The 22,654-nt window shown below is 36.2% G+C and carries 24 protein-coding genes and 2 tRNA genes; 18 read left to right on the top strand and 8 right to left on the bottom strand.

Annotated elements, in window-relative coordinates:
- Positions 1 to 2: 2 nt before the first annotated feature.
- Positions 3 to 440 (bottom strand): GNAT family N-acetyltransferase, encoded by a 438-nt coding sequence (locus NAT51_RS04460; RefSeq protein WP_250595758.1) that lies wholly within the window; start codon positions 438 to 440, stop codon positions 3 to 5.
- Positions 441 to 586: 146 nt separating this feature from the next.
- Here NAT51_RS04460 and NAT51_RS04455 point away from each other — a divergent pair.
- A tRNA-Gly gene (locus tag NAT51_RS04455) sits at positions 587 to 659 on the top strand.
- A gap of 34 nt (positions 660 to 693) precedes the next feature.
- Positions 694 to 766 (top strand) — tRNA-Gly (locus NAT51_RS04450).
- Between the two features lie 188 nt (positions 767 to 954).
- Here NAT51_RS04450 and pepE read toward each other — a convergent pair.
- Positions 955 to 1,662, bottom strand: coding sequence for a dipeptidase PepE (pepE, locus tag NAT51_RS04445; protein WP_250595756.1), 708 nt, complete (start codon positions 1,660 to 1,662; stop codon positions 955 to 957).
- A 142-nt stretch (positions 1,663 to 1,804) separates the two neighbouring features.
- Between pepE and NAT51_RS04440 the strand changes: the two genes are divergently transcribed.
- From NAT51_RS04440 to NAT51_RS04415, 6 genes are all read left to right on the top strand, one after another.
- Complete coding sequence (locus tag NAT51_RS04440) at positions 1,805 to 2,548, top strand: hypothetical protein (protein ID WP_250595754.1); 744 nt, start codon at positions 1,805 to 1,807, stop codon at positions 2,546 to 2,548.
- On the top strand, positions 2,535 to 3,281 hold the full coding sequence (locus tag NAT51_RS04435; RefSeq protein WP_250595752.1) for a hypothetical protein: 747 nt from the start codon (positions 2,535 to 2,537) through the stop codon (positions 3,279 to 3,281). The genes NAT51_RS04440 and NAT51_RS04435 overlap by 14 nt, the downstream gene beginning before the upstream one ends.
- A gap of 7 nt (positions 3,282 to 3,288) precedes the next feature.
- Positions 3,289 to 3,792 (top strand): DUF6702 family protein, encoded by a 504-nt coding sequence (locus NAT51_RS04430; RefSeq protein ID WP_250595750.1) that lies wholly within the window; start codon positions 3,289 to 3,291, stop codon positions 3,790 to 3,792.
- Positions 3,793 to 3,853: 61 nt separating this feature from the next.
- Entirely contained in the window at positions 3,854 to 6,100 is a 2,247-nt protein-coding gene (locus tag NAT51_RS04425; RefSeq protein ID WP_250595748.1) for a M1 family metallopeptidase, read from the top strand.
- A 154-nt stretch (positions 6,101 to 6,254) separates the two neighbouring features.
- Positions 6,255 to 6,614 (top strand): Sec-independent protein translocase subunit TatA/TatB, encoded by a 360-nt coding sequence (locus NAT51_RS04420; protein WP_250595746.1) that lies wholly within the window; start codon positions 6,255 to 6,257, stop codon positions 6,612 to 6,614.
- Positions 6,614 to 7,198, top strand: coding sequence for a phosphatase PAP2 family protein (locus NAT51_RS04415; RefSeq protein WP_250596232.1), 585 nt, complete (start codon positions 6,614 to 6,616; stop codon positions 7,196 to 7,198). Before NAT51_RS04420 ends, NAT51_RS04415 begins: the two co-directional genes overlap by 1 nt.
- On the opposite strand, the gene NAT51_RS04410 is transcribed toward NAT51_RS04415, so the two are convergent.
- A complete protein-coding gene (locus NAT51_RS04410) occupies positions 7,175 to 7,816 on the bottom strand; it encodes an O-methyltransferase (RefSeq protein WP_250595744.1) in 642 nt (213 codons plus the stop codon). The two genes, NAT51_RS04415 and NAT51_RS04410, sit on opposite strands and share 24 nt — an antisense overlap.
- An 87-nt stretch (positions 7,817 to 7,903) precedes the next feature.
- Positions 7,904 to 8,851 carry an NAD(P)H-dependent flavin oxidoreductase gene (locus tag NAT51_RS04405; protein ID WP_250595742.1) on the bottom strand — a complete coding sequence of 316 codons (948 nt, stop codon included), beginning with the start codon at positions 8,849 to 8,851 and terminating at the stop codon, positions 7,904 to 7,906.
- An 83-nt stretch (positions 8,852 to 8,934) separates the two neighbouring features.
- Between NAT51_RS04405 and rlmN the strand changes: the two genes are divergently transcribed.
- Positions 8,935 to 9,978, top strand: a complete 1,044-nt coding sequence (gene rlmN, locus NAT51_RS04400; RefSeq protein ID WP_250596225.1) for a 23S rRNA (adenine(2503)-C(2))-methyltransferase RlmN — start codon at positions 8,935 to 8,937, stop codon at positions 9,976 to 9,978.
- Positions 9,979 to 10,007: 29 nt separating this feature from the next.
- On the opposite strand, the gene NAT51_RS04395 is transcribed toward rlmN, so the two are convergent.
- Together NAT51_RS04395 and NAT51_RS04390 are read right to left on the bottom strand one after the other, a co-directional pair.
- Positions 10,008 to 10,829 (bottom strand): hypothetical protein, encoded by an 822-nt coding sequence (locus NAT51_RS04395; RefSeq protein WP_250595740.1) that lies wholly within the window; start codon positions 10,827 to 10,829, stop codon positions 10,008 to 10,010.
- Positions 10,830 to 10,957: 128 nt separating this feature from the next.
- Positions 10,958 to 11,848, bottom strand: coding sequence for a hypothetical protein (locus tag NAT51_RS04390; RefSeq protein WP_250595738.1), 891 nt, complete (start codon positions 11,846 to 11,848; stop codon positions 10,958 to 10,960).
- Positions 11,849 to 11,969: 121 nt separating this feature from the next.
- On the opposite strand from NAT51_RS04390, the gene NAT51_RS04385 reads away from it, so the two are divergent.
- The 6 genes from NAT51_RS04385 to dnaG all read left to right on the top strand — a co-directional run bounded on the left by NAT51_RS04385 (position 11,970) and on the right by dnaG (position 18,913).
- Complete coding sequence (locus tag NAT51_RS04385; protein ID WP_250595736.1) at positions 11,970 to 12,950, top strand: polyprenyl synthetase family protein; 981 nt, start codon at positions 11,970 to 11,972, stop codon at positions 12,948 to 12,950.
- Positions 12,951 to 13,067: 117 nt separating this feature from the next.
- Positions 13,068 to 13,628 carry an RNA polymerase sigma factor gene (locus NAT51_RS04380; RefSeq protein WP_250595734.1) on the top strand — a complete coding sequence of 187 codons (561 nt, stop codon included), beginning with the start codon at positions 13,068 to 13,070 and terminating at the stop codon, positions 13,626 to 13,628.
- On the top strand, positions 13,615 to 14,331 hold the full coding sequence (locus NAT51_RS04375) for a hypothetical protein (RefSeq protein ID WP_250595732.1): 717 nt from the start codon (positions 13,615 to 13,617) through the stop codon (positions 14,329 to 14,331). Before NAT51_RS04380 ends, NAT51_RS04375 begins: the two co-directional genes overlap by 14 nt.
- 20 nt (positions 14,332 to 14,351) lie before the next feature.
- Positions 14,352 to 15,404: a hypothetical protein gene (locus tag NAT51_RS04370; protein WP_250595730.1), complete on the top strand. Its 1,053-nt coding sequence runs from the start codon at positions 14,352 to 14,354 to the stop codon at positions 15,402 to 15,404.
- A gap of 189 nt (positions 15,405 to 15,593) precedes the next feature.
- On the top strand, positions 15,594 to 16,829 hold the full coding sequence (locus NAT51_RS04365; protein WP_250595728.1) for a hypothetical protein: 1,236 nt from the start codon (positions 15,594 to 15,596) through the stop codon (positions 16,827 to 16,829).
- Between the two features lie 101 nt (positions 16,830 to 16,930).
- The gene (gene dnaG / locus NAT51_RS04360; protein WP_250595726.1) at positions 16,931 to 18,913 is read left to right on the top strand and encodes a DNA primase; all 1,983 of its coding nucleotides are present in this window, start codon (positions 16,931 to 16,933) and stop codon (positions 18,911 to 18,913) included.
- 183 nt (positions 18,914 to 19,096) lie between these two features.
- On the opposite strand, the gene NAT51_RS04355 is transcribed toward dnaG, so the two are convergent.
- Both NAT51_RS04355 and nadE read right to left on the bottom strand, forming a co-directional pair.
- The gene (locus NAT51_RS04355) at positions 19,097 to 19,726 is read right to left on the bottom strand and encodes a response regulator transcription factor (RefSeq protein WP_250595724.1); all 630 of its coding nucleotides are present in this window, start codon (positions 19,724 to 19,726) and stop codon (positions 19,097 to 19,099) included.
- Positions 19,727 to 19,802: 76 nt separating this feature from the next.
- Positions 19,803 to 20,615 carry an NAD(+) synthase gene (gene nadE / locus NAT51_RS04350; RefSeq protein WP_250595722.1) on the bottom strand — a complete coding sequence of 271 codons (813 nt, stop codon included), beginning with the start codon at positions 20,613 to 20,615 and terminating at the stop codon, positions 19,803 to 19,805.
- Positions 20,616 to 20,702: 87 nt separating this feature from the next.
- Between nadE and gldB the strand changes: the two genes are divergently transcribed.
- The 3 genes from gldB to NAT51_RS04335 are packed head-to-tail and all read left to right on the top strand — an operon-like array spanning position 20,703 to position 22,633.
- On the top strand, positions 20,703 to 21,674 hold the full coding sequence (gene gldB, locus NAT51_RS04345; protein WP_250595720.1) for a gliding motility lipoprotein GldB: 972 nt from the start codon (positions 20,703 to 20,705) through the stop codon (positions 21,672 to 21,674).
- Complete coding sequence (gldC, locus tag NAT51_RS04340; RefSeq protein ID WP_250595718.1) at positions 21,674 to 22,015, top strand: gliding motility protein GldC; 342 nt, start codon at positions 21,674 to 21,676, stop codon at positions 22,013 to 22,015. The genes gldB and gldC overlap by 1 nt, the downstream gene beginning before the upstream one ends.
- Positions 22,016 to 22,048: 33 nt before the next feature.
- Complete coding sequence (locus NAT51_RS04335) at positions 22,049 to 22,633, top strand: hypothetical protein (protein ID WP_250595717.1); 585 nt, start codon at positions 22,049 to 22,051, stop codon at positions 22,631 to 22,633.
- Positions 22,634 to 22,654 lie beyond the last annotated feature (21 nt).

Raw genomic sequence — 22,654 nt, 5'->3', positions numbered from 1 at the left:
AGTTAAATTTGTTTCCACATTACAAAATGTGTTCCGATTCCTATAATATCAAATTCTGTACCGAAAGTCTCGTAACCTGATTTTTTATAGAAACTCACAGCTTTTTCCCTAGCATTAAACCAAATTATATTAACATTATTGTGTAAGGCTAATTTTTCAACTTCGGTCATGAGAAGATTTCCGTATCCGTTTTGCTGTTCGTTTTCCAAAATGGCCATGCCTCTTACCTGGTACTGTTTTTTATTGCCGAAATTTTCATTCTGCACTTCAAAAACAGAAACCACTCCAATTAGTTCATCGTTTTTGTAAAGCCCGAAGTGTATGGTAGTGTTTAAATCATCTCCTTCAAACCGGCAGCTTTCAATTAGTTTGCCGGGTCTGAGTATTGGTTGCCTAACTTTGTAAGTTAATTCTGACGCAATTATTTTAATTTCAATCATATTTGACAAATTTAATACTAATTCTAAAACTTTAATTATTAGTGGCTTGCTATTGCTCGACTATTTTTATGTGTTTATCGGAAATATTTTTTTTAAAAAAAGTTTGCAGATAAGAAAAGTAATTCTGTATATTTGCAACCTCAAAAGCGGAAGTAGCTCAGTTGGTAGAGCTCCAGCCTTCCAAGCTGGTTGTCGCGAGTTCGAGCCTCGTCTTCCGCTCTAAAAACAAGAAAAGTTTTAAAAATTACACCCTGCGGAAGTAGCTCAGTTGGTAGAGCTCCAGCCTTCCAAGCTGGTTGTCGCGAGTTCGAGCCTCGTCTTCCGCTCTGTAAAGCCTCAAGTTAATACTTGGGGCTTTTTGTTTTTTAGCTGGTTGTCGTCTCGTTGTACGCAACGAGAAGCCTCGTCTTCCGCTTTGTAAACCTCAAGTTAGTACTTGAGTTTTTTTGTTTTAGTTAGTAATCTTAGATGGAATTATAAATAAAAAAACCTCAGGTATCACCTGAGGTCTGTTTTATAAAAAGTTTAGATTCTCACCTGGAGCCATTTCTACGGCAAATTCGCCGGCTCTGAATAAACGAGCAGTTAAATCTCCTTTTAGAATAATATTGTTTCCGTAGGCTTCAAGCCAACTTCCTTCGCGTAATCCCAAAACGGGTATATCGCTTACTTTGTGAAATTCGTTGATGCGTGTTTCCCTTGTTTCTCCCATGTGGGTTGAGCCTTCAATTGGATCTAAATAATGCGGATTTAAATTGAAATTGATTAATCCTAAAGTGTTAAAGCTTTGGGGTAAAACAATTGGCATATCGTTAGTAGTGTTCATCGTGCGTCCGCCAATGTTACTTCCGGCACTGGTTCCCAGGTATGGGGTTCCGTTTTCAACTGTTTTTTTTAAGACATCCATCAGATTCAGGTTGTACAATTGGCTAACCAATAAAAAAGTATTTCCTCCTCCGGTGAAAATCCCTTCCGCTTTTTGAATGGCTTCGGCCGGGTTGTCAAATTTATGCAATCCGGAAACATTGATGCCTATTGTATTGAAGGCTTCGCTTACTTTTTTGGTATATTCTTCGTGTGTAATTCCGCCTGGTCTTGCATAAGGGATGAAAATCAGGTTTTTAGCGCTTTCGAAATGCTTTTTCAATGTGGGTAAAAGATACTCTAAATAGCCACCATTGTATAGTGTGGAAGTGCTGGCAAGGATGATTTTTTTATTCATACTGTTCAGGATGGTTTAACTGTTGAATTTTTATTTGGGTTATTGTGCGTCAAAGATATTTAGAATTAACAAATTTTTACCAAGTCATTAATAATAAATTGGGAGCAATCAAATTTACTTTTACCACTATAATGTTAGTCTTATGAGAATAGTTTTACTTTTTTTATTATTTGTCCAAAGTGTGTTTTCGCAAAATTTGATGAAAGGGAAGATTGTTATGGAAGCTCCTTCAGTCAATAAGATATATATTGTAAATTATTCGGAAAAAAAGGAAACAATCGCTGATGAGCAGGGTTATTTTAAAATTATGGCAAAGCCAAAAGATACTCTGGTTGTTTCGGGAGTTAATGTTCAGGGAAAACAGATTGTCCTGAAAGAGAAAGATTTTTCGGAAGAATTGTTCTTTATTAAATTGAGATTACAACCTTATGTTTTGGATGAAGTAATAGTCCGGAATTATCCACATATCAATGCAGTCGATTTGGGGATTATTCCACGTGATACGAAAACGTATACTCCGGCAGAAAGAAAATTGAAAACAGCCAGCGGACTCGCGGTGAAAGGTAATGCCGACGGGACTACAGGTGCGTCAATAGGAGTTGATCCTTTGTTGAATGCTATTTCGGGACGTACAGCTCTATTGCAAAAAGAACTTGAAGTTGAAAGGAAAGAAAAATTGCAAAGAAAATTAGAGTCATTGTTCTCTGAAAAATTTTATACCGAAGTACTGGAGCTACCGCTGGAATATGTAAAGGGATTTGTAATTTATGCTTTGGATGATGTGAATGTTACCCGGCTTTTAAACGCAAAAAAGACTAAATTAGTCGAAAATTTACTCAAAGAGAAAGTGATGAACTATTTGCAGATAATAGATGGGGCAAAATAATTACGTTATTGTTGTACTGTTGCTTTTGTTTCAAAACGTATTTGCTCAATCTGTTTTGAAAGGAAGGGTTATTTCTGAAGTCAATCCGGACGGAATCATGGTGGCTAACTTTACAACCAAGACATCTACAATTACTGCTGATGGAGGATATTTTGCCATTGAAGCCAATCCCGGAGACATTTTGGTTGTTACTGCTAAATATATCGAAGGTGTGCAGTTAAGACTTACAATTCATTCTTTTGATAAAGGAATTTTAAATATAGCAGTAAAAACCAAAGCCGGTGAATTGGCTGAAATTAAAGTAAATGCAATCACAGCCAAGTCGCAGGGAATTGTATCTAAGAATGTGAAAGAATATACGCCTGCCGAGCGTAAATTGAAGACGGCAGGGAAGTTGAAATGGTACAGTCCGTTGTTGATTCCTTTGGGAGGCATGAGTGTTGACGGACTTATTAATCAGCTTAGCGGGAGAACCAGTATGTTGAAAAAAGAACTTTCTGTAGAAAAAAAAGAAATACTTTTGGCGGCATTGGAAGAGATGTTTTTGAATGAATATTATGTGGAAACACTTCAAATTCCTGAAGAGTATATCAGTGGTTTTCAAATTTATGCTTTGGATAATGTGCAATTTGCAGAAGCCGTGAAAAATAAGAACCGTACTTTGGTCGCATTTTTGATAGGAGATATAGCGGGTCAGTACAAAACTTTAATTTTGGAAGATGTTAAGAAATAATGAGTGTATGAAAAAGTTTTTGAAAATAGTAACGGTTAGTTCTTTACTTTTAGTAATGTCCTCTTTTGCAGTACACAAATTTTATGTGTCTATTTATCAGATTAATTTTGCGCAGGATAAAAAAATGCTTCAAATTACATCCCGCATCTTTGTAGATGATTTGAATAATATGTTGAAGATTAAGTATAATCAGAAAACAAATTTGGGAGAACCAAACGAGTCTGCGAATGACATAACGTTGATGAAAAAGTATATTTTTGAAAACTTTTCGGTTAAGGTTAATGGGCAGTCAAAGGCTATCAATTTTGCAAACAAGGAGATGGAGGGGAACGTGCTTATTTGCTATTATAATGTAAAAGATATTCCGAAAATAAAAACACTGGAAATCCATAATTCAGTGTTGCATGATTTTGTCGATGAACAGCAAAATATAATCCAAACAACGGTATATGGAAAGAAACAGAGTTTTCTTTTTACTCCCGGAAATGCAAAAGGTTTGTTAAAACCATAGTTAAATATTAGTGTGGTTTGAAAAAATAAGTATTTTTAGCTCCTAAAATTGAGTTTCTGTCATGAAAAATTTTAAATTTTTAGCTTTAATGTTGTCTTTTTCGGGTGTGGTAATGGCTCAGGAACAAGGCCAGTCCAAACCGAAACAGGAAGGACATACTGATACCAGTAAGTTCCGTCAAATGTATGATTTGATGGCAACTCCGAATATGTACCGCACAGCATCAGGTGCTCCTGGTCCTGAATATTATCAGCAAAGAGCCGATTATAAAATGGATATCGAGCTGGATGATAAAAATGCCAGGTTATCAGGTGTTGAGACAATTACATATACGAATAATGCCAAAGAATCTTTGGATTATTTATGGGTGCAATTGGACCAGAATCTGTTTGCTAAAAATTCCAAAACACCATTAATCCGCAGCGAGAAAATTGATCCGGCGCTAAGTGCAGCTGCTTTTTCACGAACTTACATGGAAGAGAAGTTTGACGGAGGTTTTAAAATTGATTACATCAAAGATATTGCTGGTCAACCTGTTTCGTATACGATTAATGAAACTATGATGCGTATCAATCTGAAAACACCTTTGGCGAAAGGCGAGAAATTCGTGTTTTCTATCAAATGGTGGTACAACATCGGAAATTATATGGTAGATGGAGGGCGTTCAGGATATGAGCAATTCAAAGACGGAAACCGTTTGTATATTTTGGCGCAGTTTTTCCCAAGAATGGCTGTCTATAACGATGTTGAAGGTTGGCAAAATATGCAATTCTGGGGACAGGGTGAATTCGCTTTGCCATTTGGTAATTATGAAGTAAATATTACAGTTCCGGCTGACCACATCATGGAGGCTACCGGAGTATTGCAAAATAGGGCAGAGGTAATTTCCCCGGCTCAATACCAACGCTATCTTTTAGCGGAAAAAACATTTGATAAACCGGTTATTATTGCTACTCAGGCAGAAGCTGTGGAGCGTGAGAAATCATGGTCAGAAAAGAAAAAAACTTGGAAATTCAAGGCTGAGAATGTCCGTGATTTCGGTATTTCGACTTCAAGAAAATTCATTTGGGATGCTATGGCTGTTAAATTGGGAGACAAAAATGTTATGGCAACTTCAGTTTATCCAAAAGAAGGAAATCCGTTATGGGAACAATATTCTACAAAAGCGGTTGCTCATACTTTAAAAAGTTATTCGAGCCATACATTTGATTACCCATATCCAAAAGCGGTTTCTGTAAACGCGCAGGATCAGGGAATGGAATATCCGATGATTTGCTGGAACTTTGGACGTCCTGATGAAAATGGTGTGGTTTCTGACCGTGTAAAATATGGTATGTTAGGTGTAATCATCCATGAAGTGGGACATAATTTCTTTCCAATGATTGTAAATTCAGACGAGCGTCAGTGGACATGGATGGATGAAGGTTTGAATACTTTTCTGGAATATTTAGCAGAAATCGAATTTGACCCTAATTTTCCGGTTGACAGAGGTCCGGCTAAATTGATTGTTCCTTATATGAGTGGTGATCAGAATTGGATTGAGCCAATTATGTCAAATTCTGAAGTAATCAAGCAATTTGGTAATAACGCTTACGGAAAACCCGCTGCAGGATTAAATATTTTGCGCGAAACCATTATGGGACGTGAATTGTTTGATTATTCATTCAAAACTTATGCTAACCGTTGGAAATTCAAACATCCAACACCTGAGGATTTTTTCAGAACAATGGAAGATGCTTCCGGAGTTGATTTGGATTGGTTCTGGAGAGGATGGTTCTATACAACTGATTTTACTGATATAGGAATCAAAGAAGTTAAGCAGTTTTATGTGTCTAATGATGCTCCGGCTAATTTCCAGGCGCAGCAAACCAGCAGACGTAACCGTTTCAGAAATTCAGGACCTATGGTTTATATGATTGATGGTACTGGTACAGATGTTAAATCAGAGAACAGAAAGAAACTGGATGTTAAAGAGATAAAAACATTAGACGAGTATCTGACAGCTAACTTTAATGAAACTGAACGCGCTAAATTGGAATCTCCTAAATATTTCTATCAGGTGACTTTTGATAAGCCCGGAGGATTAGTTATGCCGCTGATTGTTGAAATTACTTTTGAAGACGGGACTACTCAAAATCATAAATTTCCGGTTCAGATCTGGATGAAAAACGATAAAGAGGTTTCAAGAACTTTTGCAACCCAAAAGCAAATCAAAAAGATTATGGTCGATCCGAAAGAAGAAACAGCTGATATCGATGTGACCAATAATGCTTGGCCAAAAGAAGAAGTGAAGTCAAAATTTGAGTAATTGTAAAACATTATGACTTGTCATTGTGAACTGTTTGTGTAATCTGATAAAGATTCCCGGAGTTTATGATGACAAGTTTTTTTATTATATTTTTCACACATAAGAGTTAATTTCTGTTTAACTTTGTACCACTGAATTTAGTAAACTTAAAGAAATGTTTGGAATAGGCGGAGGCGAATTAATATTAATTATTTTCATCGCATTGATGTTGTTTGGATCAGAGAAGATTCCTGATATCGCACGTACTCTGGGTAAAGGAATGGCGCATCTTAAAAACGCTACTAACGAGATTAAATCTGAAATACAACGTAGTGCCGATAATCATGAATTGTCTTCATTAACAAGGGATTTTAACCGTGAAGTGGAAGAAGTCAAAAGCGGTTTTGATAAAATCGTAAATGATGAAACCAATAAACTGACCGGAGGTAATAATCCTTTGGATATTTCTTCTGAAATTAATGAAGTGAAAGAGAACTTCGATGACTTGACCGGACCTATTAAACGCCAAATGTAATCTTGGAAAAAATAATTCAATTAGATAAGCAACTTCTCGTATTTTTAAACAGTCTGGGTTCAGAACCTTTTGACGGATTCTGGCTTTTGATTACAAAACAATTGCACTGGGCTCCGGTGTTTCTTTTTGTTTTTTATCTGTTGCAGAAGAAATTGGGATGGAAAAACTTCGGAATTGTTATTCTGATGCTGGCTTTATTGATATTTTTTACAGACAGAATGACTGAGTTGGTAAAAGCTACAGTGCAGCGTTTACGTCCTTGTAATGATCCCGAAATTAATTCAATGATCAGGATTGTTAAAAGTAGCAGTACTTACAGTTACTTTTCGGGTCACGCCGCAAATTCTATGGCGAGTACGGTTTTAATTTTCTCATTGATGAAAAAATATTACCGTCACGCTTATTTACTGTTTTTATTTCCTTTGATTTTTGCTTACAGCCGTATTTACTTGGGATTGCATTTTCCGGGTGATATACTTTCGGGATACCTTTTCGGAATCTTTTCCGGCTATATGTTTTACCGTTTGTATTTAATCGTCTTGAAAAAATACTTCCCGGAATTACAAAACCCTGCTAACGGTTAATCCGTCTCTTATTGGTAGTAAAACGGTTTCAACTCTCGTATCTTTTTTTAGCAATTCGTTGTATTCCAAAAGAATTTTGGTGCTTTTGTCGTTGGTTTTAACATCACCCAGAATTTTTCCACTCCACAATACATTGTCTGATAATATTACACCGCCTTTATTCATCATCGGAACAATCATCTCAAAATAGTTGATATAGTTTTCTTTATCTGCATCAATAAATACCAAGTCAAATTTCTTGTTTAAACCCGGAATAATGTCCAATGCGTTTCCTAAATGCTGGTGAATTTGGTTGGCCCATGTTGACTGGTCAAAATATTTTTTTTGGAAATCGAATAATTCTTCGTTATTGTCAATAGTATCCAAAGTTCCGTTTTCGGTTAATCCTTCGGCTAAACACAATGCGGCATAACCGGTGTAGGTTCCAATTTCCAAAATGCTTGCAGGACGGATTAATTTGGATAGCATGCTCAAGACCCTTCCCTGAAAATGACCGCTTAACATGCGGGGCTGTAATATTTTCTGGTGGGTTTCTTTGTTCAGGCGGGCTAATAATTCCGGTTCGTTCTCACTATGATTGGCTACATAGTTTTCTAATTCTTCAGAAATGAAATGCATAGTATAAAAATTATTGATGCGAAATTACGAATTCCTGACGGACTAAATAAAAAAAGAGCAGAATCTTTACAACTCTGCCCTCTCCAACTATTTAACCAATGTATCAATTATTTTCTGTACCGGTAGGATTGTTTTTGAATATTCAATTGTTGGTCCGGCAACCCAAACGGTTTTGTATGTAGCTTCGGTAGCGGCTTTTGTGACAGCATTGTTGCCAATCATAAAACGGATCAATTTTGCCCATTTTTTCAGACGTTTATTGGTGTTTAAAAAGCGCTCCAGCCAATTTAATCTGGTTCCGATTTTTTGTACGTAAGGAGTATTGATTACTGTACATGGTGTTCCGGAAATTTTTTCGGTCATCACAATGTCTTTCGCCCCATAATCAACACAAGCCTGCTTGTATTCCTGTGATACTTTGGCTTCTTCCGAAGGAATGAATAAACTTCCAATGGAAACTCCAACGGCACCAGCATTCAGCATTTTATCCACGTCAGCTTTACAGCCAACGCCTCCTGCCGATATAACCGGCAACGAAGTGTGTTCGTCCAATAATTTGATTAAATCTTCTGGACCGATATTTCCTCTGTGTCCGCCGGCCTGATTGTTTACGGCGATAAGTGCATCTGCCTTTAAACTTTCTACTTTTTTGGCAAAACTTAAATCGGTTACATCACAAAAGACTTTAACACCTGATTTATGTGCTTCTTTGATGGTTTCTTCGGGACTTCCCAACGAAGTAATGATGAAATCTACTTTTTCTTCACACAATACACGTAGTTGGTCTTTGTATTTTATGTTCGATTTGTTTACGATCAGATTGAAACCAAAACTTCCACCTTCCGGTTTTGCTTCTTTCAATTCTTTTATGGCGGCTTTTAGTTCCTCCAATGTTCTGTAATTTAAGGCAGGAATGCAACCGGCAACTCCGGCTTTCATGCCTTCAATTACCATGGCGGTATTTGATACCAGGAACATAGGCGCCATTATAATGGGATGCTTTATTTGTAATAACTCGGTTAATGTTGGTTTCATGTGGTAACTTTTTTCAAATATACTAAAAAATAGTATGCGTGCATATAAATTTATTATTGCAGAAATACTTTTATCTTTGCAGCATGCAAATGGAGAAGAAAGATATTAGAGCGCTTACAAAAGAGCAGCTGCGTGATTTTTTTACATCGAATGGTGATAAAGCTTTTCGGGGAAATCAGGTTTATGAATGGCTTTGGCAGAAACACGCCCATACTTTTGAAGATATGACCAATATTTCAAAAGAAACACGTGCCAAGCTGGAGGCAAATTTTGTAATCAATCACATTAAAGTGGATACGATGCAGCGTAGTAGTGACGGTACAGTTAAAAATGCCGTACGACTACATGATGACTTGATCGTGGAATCGGTTTTGATTCCTACTGAAACGCGAACTACAGCATGTGTGTCGAGTCAGGTGGGATGCAGTTTGGATTGTAATTTCTGCGCGACGGCACGGTTGAAACGTATGCGTAATTTAAATCCTGATGAAATCTATGATCAGGTGGCAGCTATTGACAGTGAAAGCCGCTTGTATTATAACCGTCCACTTTCCAATATTGTTTTCATGGGAATGGGTGAGCCGTTAATGAATTATCCTAACGTGATGAAAGCAATTGATAAAATTACATCACCGGAAGGATTGGGAATGTCTCCAAAACGTATTACTGTTTCAACTTCAGGTGTTTCGAAGATGATTAAAAAAATGGCGGATGATGAAGTGAAATTCAAATTAGCGGTTTCCTTACATTCGGCTATTGAAGAAACCCGAAATCAGATTATGCCGTTTACCAAGAGTTTTCCGCTACCGGAATTGCGTGAAGCTTTGGAGTACTGGTATAGAAAAACCAAAAGCAAAGTAACTTACGAATATGTGGTTTGGAAAGGGATCAATGATGATAAAAAGTCAATCGATGCTTTGGTGAAATTCTGTAAATATGTACCGTGTAAAGTCAATTTGATTGAATACAATCCAATTGATGACGGTGAATTCCAACAGGCAGCTCCCGAAGTAATCGATAACTACATAAAAGCACTGGAATCAAGCGGAATTGTTGCCAAAGTGCGCAGAAGTCGTGGTAAAGACATCGATGCTGCCTGCGGTCAACTGGCTAACAAAGAAGCATAAAAAAATCCCACAATTTGTGGGATTTTTTATTAAAGTGTTATAATTCTGATTTCTCCATTGATAGTTAGTGTGGCCTGATTATCACACTCGCCATCTCCAAAATCAAGGGTTGCTTCACTGTCGTTTTTTGTGAAAACAATGACACCTTCAACATAATAATGACAGTTTCCAAGTTTTTTTAAAGGAGTTGTGATAGTAGCGCTCATGGTTCCGTTGGGAGAAGTTGTACTCCAGTTTCCTGTTACCAGATGAACGTCGTCGCTTCTGTCATTTGGTGTGTCATGACCTTCGGTCCATTCTGTTGTTCTTGTGCCTGTTCTGGTATAAACATCACCATTTCCAAGGGTTAATGTGAGATTTGTGTTAAAAGATGTTTCAGGATTTCCATTTGTATTAGATCTGGTTCGGGTTAATGTACGATTACCATTGAGTTGTACATCATTGTGGTAAAAGTTTTCGAAAGTATAAGAAATCACTTTCGTTTGAGTTTCAAAATCATTGGTAAAACTGAAAATAATTTTTCCTTTTAAAATGTTTCCATTCGATAATTCACAACCTTCAGTTCCAAAATCTATGGTAAGTGTCCAATTTGTACCATTTAAAACAGAAGTTACAGTAGCGCATGAAGGCAAATGAAAACCAGATTCAGAATTTGTTCTTCCGGCAAAGCCCGATTGGATCAAGTATTGACCTTCAATAATCTCATCTACATCATTAATGGAAGCGTCTATTTTTCTTTCATTTGTGATGTCTTCTTCAGTAATACGGCTTGACTGCAGGCTATCGTCATTACTACAACCTGAAATGAGCAAACCTAATATGAAGAGTAGGTTTAAAATTTTAATTTTCATAACGTAACTATTTGATAATTAAATAATTATAACTAAAAAAATGATTAATTATTTTGTTTGCAAGGGATTATTTTAAAATAAAAAAATCCCACAATTGTGGGATTCTTTCGTTTATGGCAGGCTTACTATTAATTACCAATGACGATTGTGAATTCTACACCGTCAATAGTTAAAATAGCGATATTGTCACATTCTCCGTTTCCGTAATTTAATGTAGCGGTATGGTTGTTTCTTGTGAATGTTATTAAACCTTGAACAAGTAATGGTTTGTGTAAAGCAGCGCAGCTCATTTTGATAATTAAAGGATTGTCTGCGCTTATTGTTGCGGTTTGTACGCTTGAATTAGGGAAAGTCGTAGTCCAGCTTCCGGTTACTTTGTATATATTGTTTGCCCAGTTGTCATCACCATATCCGGAAACAAACTCTCTAACTCTTTGGCCAACTCTTCTGATAGTTGCTCCGTCAGGGAAAGTGGCTGTCATATCCATAGTCATTGTGATTACGGGAAGACTTGGAGTGTTACTTGTTGCTGCCGACATGGTTCTGGTGAAAGACTTATTTCCGTTGAACTTTATCTGGTTGTGGTAGAAGTTTACGAATTCGTAATTAATAGTGTGAGATGTTGCATTTGGCTGGTAAACAAAACTAATGATAATTTTTCCTTTTAATACATTTCCGTTGGCTAATGTACATCCGTCACCAAAGTCAATTGTTTTGGTTACTGTAGTGCCTGGTGTAATTGGTGTACCGAATGCCGGAACTCTTGTGATGGTTGCACATGAAGAAAGAGCCGAAGTTGGAGAGTCTATAGAGCGTCCATTGGTGTTATCGGCATAGGTTTTTCCTTCCTGTTCGGCAACGATATCTGAAATATCATCGTTTGCGATATCAATTTTAGCATTGATAGCAGCTTCTTCAGTAGTAATTGCTTGTTGGTTTTCTGTGGTTGTTTCATCTTTTGTACAGCTGAAAAAAGCCATTGACAAAAGTGCAGTTAAGATTAAGATTTTAGCTTTCATAATTTTAAGAATTTATTAAGATTTGAGAATAAGACAATTATAATGCCAAAAGGTTTAATCAAATATAAAAAAATATTTCAATCATGGAATTTTTCAACTTAAATACTATCTTTGGCTTTCGATGGATATTACTTCGCAAATAAAAAAACCCATTCTTGAAGAAATGGAACTTTTTGAAAAAAAGTTTCACCATTCAATGTCTTCTAAAGTTGCGCTTTTAAACAGAATCACTTATTACATTGTAAACAGAAAAGGGAAGCAGATGCGTCCCATGTTTGTTTTTTTGACAGCAAAAATGATTTCCGGAGGTGAAGTTCTGGAACGCACATACAGAGGAGCTTTGGTTATCGAATTAATCCATACGGCTACCCTTGTTCATGATGATGTGGTTGATGACAGTAACCGACGCCGTGGTTTCTTCTCGATTAATGCATTATGGAAAAATAAAATTGCGGTTTTGGTTGGTGATTATCTTTTGTCGAAAGGTTTGTTGCTTTCGATTGATAACGGTGATTTTGATTTACTCCGCATTATTTCCGTAGCAGTACGTGAAATGAGTGAAGGGGAATTACTTCAGATTGAAAAAGCACGCCGTCTGGATATTACAGAAGAAGTATACTATGAAATTATCCGTCAGAAAACAGCAACCCTTATTGCGGCTTGTTGCTCGTTGGCAGCCTGTTCCGTTAAGCCGGACGATTTGGAATTAACCGAACGCATGCGCAAATTCGGTGAGCTTATCGGTATGGCTTTTCAGATTAAAGATGATTTGTTTGATTATTCAGATGAAGCAATCGGTAAACCAACAGGAATCGATATCAAAGAGCAGAAAATGACTTTGCCGTTAATCCATGTTCTAAACCATTGTTCGGATAAGGATAAAAAATGGCTGATCAATTCGATTAAAAATCACAACAAGGATAAAAAGCGTGTAAAAGAGGTTATCGCTTTCGTAAAAAACAACAACGGTTTGGCTTATGCCGAGCAAAAAATGATTCAATTTCAGAAAGAAGCACTACAATTAATTGAATCTTTTCCAAATTCTTCCTACAAAGAAGCCTTGATTTTAATGGTGAATTACGTGATTGAAAGAAAAAAATAAACTTTTTTTTCAACCCCATGCAACCATTTTGAATCGAGAATCGTCTATGCTAATAGAAGACGGTATTAAACAAGTGTTTTTCTGTCTTCCTAAAAAGTAAACTAACTAAAAACGATTTTGAAAGTAATTGATTTACATCAGGACGAAAAAAGAATAATCGATTTGGCTGTCGATAATAACAGACAGGCCCAACATCAGATTTATTCTAAATTTTCGCCAAGAATGTTAAGTGTTTGCCGACAGTATATAAAGGATTTGCATGAAGCCGAAGATGTGATGATTACGGCTTTTATGAAGGCTTTTACCAGTCTGAAGTATTTTGGGCACAAGGGAAGTTTTGAAGGCTGGATTCGGAGGATAATGGTGAATGAATGCATTTCATATATCCGCGTTCAAAAGCAAATGAAATTCATTGATGACGAAACGTATTTTGATGAAACAGTCAACGATATTGAAAATCAGCTTTCGCTGGATGAAATACAGTTTTTGATTGACAGCCTGCCGGATGGCTATAAAATGGTTTTCAATTTGTATGCCATAGAAGGGTATAAGCATCATGAAATTGCACAAATGCTGGGAATCAATGAAGGAACTTCAAAGTCGCAATTATCACACGCAAAGAAAATGTTGACGGAACAAATCAATAAATTAAAAAATTACAGTAATGGAACCGAATAAATTAGAAAATCAAATCAGAGAAAAGCTGCATGGAAGGGAAATCCAGCCTTCAGCGAATTCCTGGGACCGTTTGGATGCAATGCTTACTGTTCAGGAAGAGAAAAAAAACAGAAAAGCTTTTCCGTGGTTGTCAATTGCAGCAAGTTTTTTTGTTTTGGCAGGTTTGGGCTATTTTTTCCTGAATCAAAATCAGAAAAATGATGTTGATGCAAATGGAACTCCTTCGGTTGTTGAAACAAACAGAGAAAAAGAAACAAAATCCGCAGAAGATAATTTAATTCAAAAAGATGCCGTAGTTATTTCAGATAAAGATCAGGTTGTTATTTCTAATCCGAAATTGGAAAAACAAGGAAAAGAAAGTAAACGTCAAATTAATAATCCTGAATCAAAATCTGAAAGCTCTGAAAATAAATCATCAATTGCGTTTCAGAATGAGCCAAAGAAAGATAATAATATTCAGATAAATACACTAGTTTCTCCAAAAGAAGAAGTCAATCCGGAGGCTTTGCTGGCACAGGTGGAAAAACCGAAATCTGAACAAAAATCAAAACTAAAGGTGGATGCCAAAAATTTACTTTCACAAGTCGACGGTGAAATAGAATTGACTTTCCGCCAGAAAGTATTGAAAACCATTAAAAAGAATTATCAGGAAACCAAAGTAGCGCTTGCTACACGTAATCAGGAATCATCATCGAATCATTAATTAAATAACGAACAGTCATTATGAAAAATTTTATTATCTATTTGGCAATCTTTGCCGCAACAACTATTGCCAAAACTTACGGTCAGGAGACATTTGAACAGAAAGCAAAAGCGATTGCTTCTGAAATTGAAAAAATCACAAAAGAAGAGAAGGTTTACCTTAAAGATCAGGTTGAATTAGTTAATCAAGAGCTGGAAAAAGGAAAGATCAACCGCGAGCAGGCTGATGAGAAAAAGCTAAAATTAGCAGAAGAGGTAGCTGCAAGAATTGAAGAAAGAGTTGCAATTCAGGAATCAAAATTATCCGATTTAGTGCAACAAAAAGTTGAAGGAAGGATAACTTCTTTAGATACAGTAGATCGTTACGACCGATTTTTTGGAAAAGGATTTAAAGTCCGTTACGGAAGAAAGAAAGATTCTTTGCAGTATGTTGAAAAAAGAACAACAACTCAATTGGTTTTTGCTGCCGGTGTAAATAATCTGGTAACTGATAAGGCTGTGGCTAATTCAGATTTCAGATATTGGGGTTCACATTTTTACGAATTGGGATGGACATACAATACACGTATCTTCAAAAATGATAATCTGTTGCATTTTAAATACGGTTTGTCACTTCAATACAATAATTTAAGAGCTACTGATAACCGTTACTTTGTGGAAAACGGAAATCAAACTCAATTAGTAGCTTCGGGTATCAATTTGAAAGATTCGAGATTGCGTAATGTTAATCTGGTAATGCCATTATATCTTGAATTCGATACATCTCCAAAACAAATGAAAAACGACAAAACGGTGTATAAAATCCAGCAGGGATTTAGATTCGGGATTGGAGGATTTGTTGGGGCAAATTTAAAAACAAAACAAATTCTGCGTTACGATAACCCAAGCGGTCATTCTGTGATTGAAAAGGCTAAAGGAGACTTTAATGTAAATGATTTTGTTTACGGATTGGGTGCTTATGCCGGTTTTGAAGGTACAACTTTGTATGTGAAATATGATTTGAATCCATTGTTCAAAAATAATCCGATAGATCAAAACAACATTTCCCTTGGTATTAGATTTGATATGAATTAATTTTATTTGCAGGTTATTTTTAGACAGGTATCTCCATTTTGGAGATGCCTGTTTTTTTGTTTTGTAAATATTGGCACAGTATTTGGTTGGGCTTGTGATGTAAAATTAACTTCTGCAATTTTGTGTATTCAAATTGGAATATTACATTTGTAGTTCGCGAAAAAAATAACTTATCAAAAAAGACCCTAAATGAGAATTAAATTTTTACTTATTTTGTTGGCTGCATGTGGTGCGGTTAACGCGCAAAAAGTGCATGGTATCTATGGAGATTCTAACTGGTTTAACGGTTGGACTAACTTCAAGCCAAAGCAAGCAGAGTACAATCAGCCTTCTCAGATTCTAACAGGAGTTATCTCGGAAAACACGACCCTTAAGAAAACAACTTATTTGATTATGGGGACTGTTTATGTGGCTAATAATGCAACTTTGACAATCGAGCCTGGAGCAGTTTTAAGAGGAGATCATGATTCAAACGGTACATTGGTAATTACCAAAGGATCCAGATTAATAGCGGAAGGAACCGTGACAGATCCAATCGTTTTTACTTCAAGTAAAGGAACAGCTGACAGAAAACCGGGAGACTGGGGTGGTGTTATTCTTTATGGAGATGCACCGTTAAACAGATTGGGTGGTGTAATTTCGTCTATTTATGACCCAAATCCATTGTATAATGTTTTTGGAGGAACCAATGAAAGCAACGATGCGGGAAGCATGAAGTATGTTCGTATTGAATTTGCAGGGAAAAAGATCAATGAAAAAACGATGTTGAACGGATTGACACTTGGCGCAGTCGGTAAAAAGACTAAAATCGAGTATGTTCAAATCAGTTTTGCAAAAGATGATGCTGTTGAAATTATCGGAGGGAACATTGATATGAACAATATTATTTCTTTCAGAAATGCTGATGATGATTTTGATTATTCGATGGGAACGCAAGGTATTCTTTCGAACAGTATTGTAATCAGAAGTCCGTTTATTTCAGATAACACACGTTCTAGATGTTTTGAAATTGACTCTTATGATAAAGTTGAAAACTTTGATCCTACCAAGAAAAGAACGGTAATCAAACTTCTGAACGTAACGATGGTGAATAATGAGGAAAATTCAATGGGACTTGTGAAAGAGGCTATTTCATTGAAGTCGGATTCGTTTCTTGAAGTTGAAAATTGTTTAGTTGTTGGATTTGCTAGTTTTATGGCTTTGGATGATAAATATCTGGATGCAGATAATTTCAAGAAAATCAAAGTATATAATAATACTGCTGATAGTTGTACGGCTTTGTTTACGAATGAGAATTTATTCAAAAGCGATGTGGCTACAAACTGGTTTTCACAGCCTGATAAACTTATGAATGTTTCAAGTATCGGTATTATGAGCTTGTTCAAAAATAATGATGTGAAAAAACCGGATTTACGTTTGCGATAATCTGTTTTTAAAAATAACTGAAGTGCTCCAGATTGGGGCACTTTTCTTTTTGTTTCAAATCCTTTTTAGTTTGTATATTTGATCCCTATTTGTTTTGAGAGATGATTTCCAAAAGTACCATAGATGCTGTATTTGAAACCGCCCGTGTTGAGGAGGTAATCGGCGATTTTGTGCAATTAAAAAGAGCGGGGAGTAATTTTAAGGGGCTGAGTCCTTTTTCTGATGAAAAGTCTCCTTCCTTTATGGTGTCTCCCGTTAAGCAGATTTGGAAAGATTTCAGTTCGGGTAAAGGAGGAAATGCTGTTACTTTTGTTATGGAACACGAGCATTTTTCATTTCCGGAAGCGATCCGTTATCTGGCCAAAAAATACAACATCGAAATCGAAGAAACGGTACAAACCGATCAGGATATAGCAGAAGCTAATGAAAAGGAAAGTATGTATTTGGTTTCCGAATTTGCCCAAAAGTTTTTCCAGAGTACAATGTTGAATTCTGATGAAGGTCAGGCTATCGGATTGTCTTATTTTAAGGAAAGAGGGTTTACTTCTGATACAATTAAAAAGTTTGGATTGGGTTATTCTCCTGAAACTTGGGATGCTTTTACCAAAGAAGCATTAGGTCAGGGTTATAAACTCGAATTCATGGAAAAGGTAGGTCTGACTATTTTACGAGAAGACGGAAGGCATTTTGACCGTTTCAAAGGACGGGTGATGTTTCCTATTCAGAGTATGTCGGGACGAGTTCTGGGGTTTGGAGGAAGAATACTGACTAACGATAAAAAAGCAGCTAAATACTTAAATTCACCGGAAAGTGATATCTATCATAAAAGTAAGGTTTTGTATGGAATTTATCATGCAAAACAGTCTATTGCAAAATTGGATAATTGCTTTTTGTGTGAAGGGTATACCGATGTGATCCAAATGCATCAGGCCGGAATTGAAAATGTTGTTTCTTCTTCCGGAACAGCGCTAACGCCTGATCAAATCCGATTGATTAACAGACTGACGAAAAATGTAACTGTTCTTTTTGATGGGGATGCCGCCGGTTTGCGCGCTTCCATCAGAGGGATTGATTTGATTCTTGAAGAAGGAATGAATGTTCGCGTGTGTTCGTTTCCAGATGGTGATGATCCGGATAGCTTTGCTAAAAAAACGCCGCATGATGATTTAATTCGTTACCTGGATGAAAATGCCATGGATTTTATTCAATTCAAGGCTTCGCTTTTGATGAAGGATGCTAAAAATGACCCTATCAAAAAAGCCGAATTAATCCGGGACATGGTAACTAGTATTTCGAAAATTCCGGATAGAATTAAACGGGAAGTTTATGTGCAGGAATGTGCCCGTATTATGGATATTTCTGAGGAAGTGATTTTTAATACACTTGCACAATTAACTCAAAAAGATATTTCTGACGCGAATAAAAAAATAAAGCAGGAACAGAAAGCCTTTGAAGTTCATAAAACCGAAAATGTAGCGGTAAATGCCAAAGTCGATGTTCAGTATATTTTGGAACGCAAAATTATTGAGCTTTTATTGCGTTACGGAAATGTTGAAGAAGAATTTAAAGATTCTTTTTGGAAAGCTGATGAGGATGGTGAGTTGAAAAGGGTTGAAGAACGAACAAAATGCAAAGTTTACCAAAGAATTTTCCTTAGTCTCCAAGATGATGAGGTCGAATTTGTAAATCCTCATTTTAAGGATATTTATAATAATCTGATGGATTTCTTCAATCAGAATAATGAATTTAATCTTGAGAAGTATTTAATGGATTTACCGCCGGAAATGGCTCAGGAAATTACTAGTATTATCATGGAAGATGAAAAAAATCCATTGAATAACTGGGAGGCCAAAGAAATTTATGTCAAAATGAAAGAAACGACCATAAGTCAGAATGTTACCGAAACGGTGTTGACTTTCAGAAGATTTTTGATTGACAAAGTCATTAGAGAGGTAATGTATAATTTACCAAAAGAGAGTAATGCAGATAATTCAGAAGTTCTTTCTTTGATTACCGATTATAATAAGCTGTCAAAAGATATCGCCGAAATTTTGGGAAGAGTTGTAATTCCGTATAGTTTTTAAATCTCATTCCAAAGGAAGTTAAGATGTGGAGTGCTATCTGAAATTTTTATTTGGGTAAAAAAAAGCATCCATTTCAAATGAAACGGATGCTAATATTGTAGAAAATCTCTCTATGGTGATGAATACTCTAAACTTGTACGTAACTTTTTCCGGCAAATTGGGAAGAGTAACGTCGGTGTATAGTTAGACAATTTCCAGTGTTTTAGCTTTATTAACCAAATCAACCAAGTTAGTTACATTCAGCTTGGCTAATAAGCGAAGTTTGTATGTACTGATGGTTTTTTCATTAAGGTGCAATGCTTCTGCTACTTCCTTGTTTTTCTTACCATTTGACAAGTAGCGTAAAACTTCTACTTCACGGGTAGATAATTTTCTGTACAAACGCTCAGATTTTGCCTGTTTAGAGATGAGTGCCATGTTGCGTTTGACAGCTTCGCTGAAAATTACAGCGCCACGATTCACTTTGATAATGGTCGACGCCAAAATATCAAGTTTTTCTGATTTTTGAATAAAAGAGGAAACACCTGCTTTAATAGCATTCGGTGCATAAACCTGTTCATTCAAGTTGGAAAACAAGACGATTTTTAGTTTTGGGTGATCTTTCAGTAAAGCTTTAATTAGATTAATACTTGAAAGACCGTCTAATTCTAAATCCATAACCAGAACGTCAATTTCCTTTCTTTTCAGCATTTCTTCAACCATTTCAAAATTGTCAACAATTCCTACTAAGGTGATATCAGAATGCTCTTTAAAATACGATTTAATGCCATAATGGACAACTGGATGGTTGTCGGCAAGTCCTATCTTCACCATAACTCCTAAATATTAAATTGAACAAAGCGGGGCTGTAAAGTTACGGAAAATTTTTATAAAAATCTGAAAATCAGTATTATTTTTGCTTGAATTCTGTAGGAATTTTACATACGGGAATTGCGGTCATCTTGTGTTGGTTGATTGTGTTAAGTCTTTGGTAGATCTCGAAAACCTTGCGTTCCCTGCCTTCAAAGTCGGTTGAAGTCTTTCCTTTTTCCAGCTGTTCCATGGCCCATTCCAGTTCCGGATAACTGGCTCCTAATTGATCTTCATCGCTTCGGTCGTCACCAAATAAGCCGTCTGTCGGTGCCGCATTTAAGATGGAATCAGGCACATTTAAATAATTTGCCAATGCTCTTACATCGCTTTTGAGTAGGTCGGCGATCGGACTCAAATCAACTCCTCCATCTCCATATTTTGTAAAAAAACCAACCCCGAAATCTTCGACTTTATTTCCTGTTCCTGCTACTAAGAGTCCGTGAATTCCGGCCATATAATATAAAGTAGTCATTCTCAGTCGGGCACGGGTATTTGCTAGTGATAAGTTTAATTTTGCTTCGTTGTCGCTGCTGGGAACTTCAGTTTTTAAACTTTCAAAAACAGGAGTTAAATCTACCCTTGTGTCAGAAACATTTGAAAAGCGTGCTTTTAGTTGGGTGATATGTTCCTGTGCTCTGTTGACATGGCTTTGAGCCTGGTGTATTGGCATTTCAACGCATAAAGTCTGTAAGCCTGTCTGTGCGCAAAGCGTTGAGGTAAGCGCCGAATCAATTCCTCCTGAAATTCCAACTACGAAACCATTTACTTTGGCGCTTTCGGCGTAAGATTTTAGCCAGTTTACAATATGTGTGTTTGTTTTATCGGTATTGATTGTGCTAATTTTTTGCATAGTGACTCTTTCTATTAAAAACCAATGTATATTTGCAAAAATAATAATTTTATACTCATTTCGTTTGAGATGCTAAACACTAATTTGATGAAGAAAATTTTATATTTTTCATTGTTGATTCTGGCAGTTGTCTCTTGTAAAAAGAACGACAAGATTAAAGAAGAAGCTGAAGAAAAACCACTAAATGTAGAAATTGTACGTTATGACAAGGTGTTTTTCGAAACAAAGCCCCAGGATTTTCCAAAATTAAAAGCGCAATATCCCCAATTTTTTCCGGAAAGCATGACTCCACAACAGGAACAGGCTTTGCTTGAGTCGATTTCTGATCCGATGTGGCGCAAATTATATCAGCAAGTTGAAAAGCGTTACGATAATTTCGATAAACAAAAAGAAGAAATCGAAAAATTGTTCAAATATGTTCAGTTTTATTATCCGAGCACAAAAATTCCGAAGATTTATACAATGATCAACAATGCTGATCCGGAACAAAAAGTTATTTATGACCGTGATAAAAATGTTTTGATTATTTCATTGGAAATGTATCTAGGAAAAGACAGTTGGGTTTATGAATATCCTGAGTATCTTAAAAAAACATTTGAAGAAGGACAAATGCTTCCGGATGTTGTGGATCAATTGTCTTTCGGAAAGATTAAACCGCCAACAGAACGTGATTTTTTATCACAGATTATTTTTGCCGGAAAGCAAATGTACATGAAAGATATGTTCTTGCCTGAGGTTACTGATGAGGATAAAATCTGTTATACAGCAGAAGAGATTAAATGGTGTGAAGAGAATGATGTGGAGGTTTGGAAGTATTTTGTTGAACAGAATTATTTATATAGCCCAGATCAGAAATTAATACAAAATTTTATTGCACCAGGCCCTTTTTCAAAATTCGGAATGGATAATGATAAAGATACACCTTCCAGAATTGGTGTTTGGCTAGGATGGCAAATTGTTAGGTCATTTATGGAAAATAATGATATTCCGGCACAGAAAATGATGGTGTTGGATGCTAAAGAAATATTTCAAAAATCTAAATATAAACCCGCTAAATAATGGCAATTACAAAAACTTCAGATATACTATTCGAAATTTCGCTTGACGAAAATCATGTTCCCGAAAAATTGCATTGGACCGCCAAAGATGGTGGTGTTGAAAATGAAGAGGCAAAAGCAATTATGTTGAATATTTGGGACAGCAATGCTAAAGAAACCATGCGTATTGATCTTTGGACAAAAGATATGCCGGTCGATGAAATGAAGGTTTTCTTTCATCAGACTTTGGTTGCTATGGCAGATACTTTTGAAAGAGCTACTGCTGACGAAAAGATGAGTGCAACGATGCGTGATTTCTGCGATTATTTTGCTGAAAAATTAGAATTGAAGAGCGAAGAATAGTGATATATATATCTTCGCGTCAAAAAATAATTCATGAAAAAAATTACAAAATTAGTTGCTGCTTTTACTTTGTTTATTGGTGTTGGATGTAGTAGTGACGGAGGGGAATCTTCAGGTGAAAATTGTGTGTCGGATATTCCTTTTGTACAGACAGGGAAATCTTTTACCGTAAATGTTACCCAATTTGGAATGGAAGCCGGGACGATAAGTTTTGCAATAGGCGAATGTAACGGATCAGGATTTTTGGTTAGTAGAAAAATATATAATCCTTCAGGGGATCTGACTAATTCAGCAACTGATTTATGGAAGCAGAAAGGGGATTTTTTGTTGACAGACTCAAATAATAACGGAGACTATTTTTCAAAAATTTATAAAAAAGGAGCGGCTTTGGGAGATACATGGCAGATTACCAGACCTACTGATAATGCTGTTATTACGCATGAAGTGATTGATATGGATTCGTTGATTACCGTGCCGGCAGGAACGTTTCATTGTAAGGTTTTTAAATATACAAATTCAAAGACTATAAATGACTCTCATATTTTCTGGCATGACGAAATCGGACAGATAAAAGAAGATGCCGGTTTTATGACTACCGAATTGAAAACATATAATTAAAAAAAAAGGCCTGAATTCAGG

This window comes from Flavobacterium amniphilum (assembly GCF_023634845.1).
Classification (GTDB): Bacteria; Bacteroidota; Bacteroidia; order Flavobacteriales; family Flavobacteriaceae; genus Flavobacterium; species Flavobacterium amniphilum.
This window is presented reverse-complemented; position numbering and strand designations above follow the sequence as displayed.